At 72.7% G+C, this 2,319-nt stretch carries 3 protein-coding genes; 2 read left to right on the top strand and 1 reads right to left on the bottom strand.

The window, feature by feature from the left end:
• On the bottom strand, positions 1-562 hold a 562-nt coding region (locus DMH12_RS38255), incomplete at its 3' end, for a TerD family protein (protein ID WP_148107606.1).
• Between the two features lie 303 nt (positions 563-865).
• Between DMH12_RS38255 and DMH12_RS38250 the strand changes: the two genes are divergently transcribed.
• Positions 866-1,306 carry a DUF6643 family protein gene (locus DMH12_RS38250; protein WP_161328455.1) on the top strand — a complete coding sequence of 147 codons (441 nt, stop codon included), beginning with the start codon at positions 866-868 and terminating at the stop codon, positions 1,304-1,306.
• A gap of 42 nt (positions 1,307-1,348) precedes the next feature.
• Entirely contained in the window at positions 1,349-2,176 is an 828-nt protein-coding gene (locus DMH12_RS38245; RefSeq protein ID WP_125495837.1) for an MOSC domain-containing protein, read from the top strand.
• Positions 2,177-2,319 lie beyond the last annotated feature (143 nt).

Here is a 2,319-nt window from a genome sequence, read left to right as displayed (position 1 = left end):
GCGTGACCGCGGGGGCCGGCGGAACGGGCGCGGGTGCCTGCTGGGGCTCGTCCACCGAGATGCCGTAGTCCGTGGCCAGACCTTCGAGCCCGCTGTCGTAACCCTGGCCGACGGCGCGGAACTTCCAGGCGCCCTGGCGGCGGTAGAACTCGCCCAGTACGAAGGCCGTCTCCACGGTCGCGCCCGGGTTGTCGAAGCGGGCGATAACGGTGTTCCGCGCCGCGTCGCGCACCTCGACGTAGAGGTCCGGGACCCGTCCGAACGGGCCGCCGTCCGAGGAGGCGGCGAGGATGACGGTCTCGATCGCGGGCTCCACGCGCGCGAGGTCGACGTGGAGGCTGTCGGTCACCCGCCCGCCGGCGTCCCGCTTGCCCTCGTGCCGGACCGCGCCGGAGGAGTGCGCGGGCTGGTTGTAGAAGACGAAGTCCGCGTCGGAACGCACCTTTCCGCCCACCAGGAGCAGGGCGGACGCGTCCGCGTCGGGGACTGAGGGGCCGGATCGCCAGCCCAGTTCGACCCGCAGCGCCGTCGTCGGCACCGGGGTGTTCGATCCTTTCGACATTGACATGTCCGCCCCCATCAGGTGTCACCGGGCCGCGTCCCGGCGCTTCGTCGCGTTTTCCGCGCCCAACCTATTCTCCCGGCCGTCCGTCCCACCCGCGGAGGTGCGACGAGAGGTTCGGCGAGATGTTCGGCCAACCGCCGGTAACCCGCTCGGAACACGGCCTTTACCTCAAAAGCGCGCGGCGTGACGCCCTATTTTGCCAAGTTCGCTCGCATTGGGGATACCGGGTCAGTGCGGACACGCAAAACAACCCTCTTATCGGTCTCCCCAACCAGCACATCGTGGGCTTAACTTATGGCCATGACCTCCCCCCGCTCCACTTATGGCGGCGGCTACTACTCCGCCTCCTTCCCGGACACCCCGATCTACGACTCCCTCGTGGCCGAACGGGGCACCCCGCAGATCGCCCCGATCCGGGTCCCCGCGGCGTACGACGTGCCGAGCAGTCATCTGCCGGCGCTCCCGTCCGCCCTGCCCGCCCTGCCGGCGGGTCCCTCCCAGTCCTCCTACGGCTACCCGCAGCAGGCGCCGCAGCCCGCGCCCCTGCAGCAGGCCCCCGCCGCGTACATCCCCCAGCAGGCGACCGCGCCGCGCGGGTACCCCGGACCCCAGTACCAGCAGCAGCCCCGCCCGGCCGCGCCCGGTCCCGCGGGTTACGAGGCGATGCGCCCCGCGACTCCCCGGCCGGCCCCCGCGCCGTACCAGGACCCGTACAACCAGCAGCAGTACCGCGGCTACTGAGCCGTCCCCGGGATCGTCCGTGCCACCTGGCACGATGGCGTCATGGGGAAAGCGCGACTGCGGTCGATCCACGTCCATCCGGTCAAGGCGTTCCGGAGCCTGTCGCTCCGGGAGGTCGTCGTGGAGCCCTGGGGGCCGGCCGGAGACCGACGCTGGATGCTGATCGACGACGGGGGAAAGGTCGTCACGCAACGCAGGCAGCCGCGCCTCGCCCTGGCCGCCGCCGAGCTTCTGCCCGGTGGCGGCGTCCGGCTGTCCGCACCGGGCATGGAGCCGCTCACCGTGCCGGTGCCGCGCGGGGTGGTCACCGTCCCGACGCAGCTCTTCCGTGACGAGGTCGAGGCGCTGCCCGCGGACGACGCGGCCGCGCACGACTGGTGCAGCGCCTTCCTCGGGGCGGAGGTCCGGCTGGTGCACCTGGACGATCCCGCGGCCCGCCGGCCCGTGGACCCCCGGTACGCGCTGCCGGGCGAGACCGTCGCCTTCGCCGACGGCTTCCCGCTGCTGCTCACGACGACGGCCTCCCTGGACGCCCTCAACTCCCTGATCGCGGGCGGCCCGCACGCCGCCGACGGCCCCCTGCCCATGAACCGCTTCCGGCCGAACCTGGTCGTCTCCGGCACCGAACCGTGGGCGGAGGACGGCTGGTCCCGCGTCGCGGTCGGCGAGGTCGTCCTGCGGGTCGTCAAATCCTGCGGGCGCTGCGTCGTGACCACCACCGACCAGGCCACCGCGGGACGAGGCGCCGAGCCCCTGCACACCCTCGGACGGCACCGCCGCGTCGACGGCAAACCGGTCTTCGGGCAGAACCTGGTCCCGGTGGGCCGCGGCACGGTCCGGGCCGGCGACCCGGTGCGGATCGTCGACTGACGTGAAACGCCCCGGCGGCGGGATCAGGACACCGGCCCGGAGCCGGGAACCCGGTCCCCGCTCCGGGCGTTTGACTGTGTGAGACGTTCATGAGCATCAGGCCGGGACGGACCGGCCGGGGGGTGGCGGGGAGCAGGAAAGGG

The organism is Streptomyces sp. WAC 04229 (genome assembly GCF_003947455.1).
GTDB lineage: Bacteria > Actinomycetota > Actinomycetes > Streptomycetales > Streptomycetaceae > Streptomyces.
The sequence above is the reverse complement of the archived record's forward strand: the minus strand, read 5'-3'. Positions and strand labels throughout refer to the sequence as shown.

Bases quoted from the DNA above. Each gene is read 5' to 3' on its own strand.
- DMH12_RS38250 (WP_161328455.1), top strand. From the start codon at position 866: ATGACCTCCCCCCGCTCCACTTATGGCGGCGGCTACTACTCCGCCTCC.
- DMH12_RS38245 (WP_125495837.1), top strand. From the start codon at position 1,349: ATGGGGAAAGCGCGACTGCGGTCGATCCACGTCCATCCGGTCAAGGCG.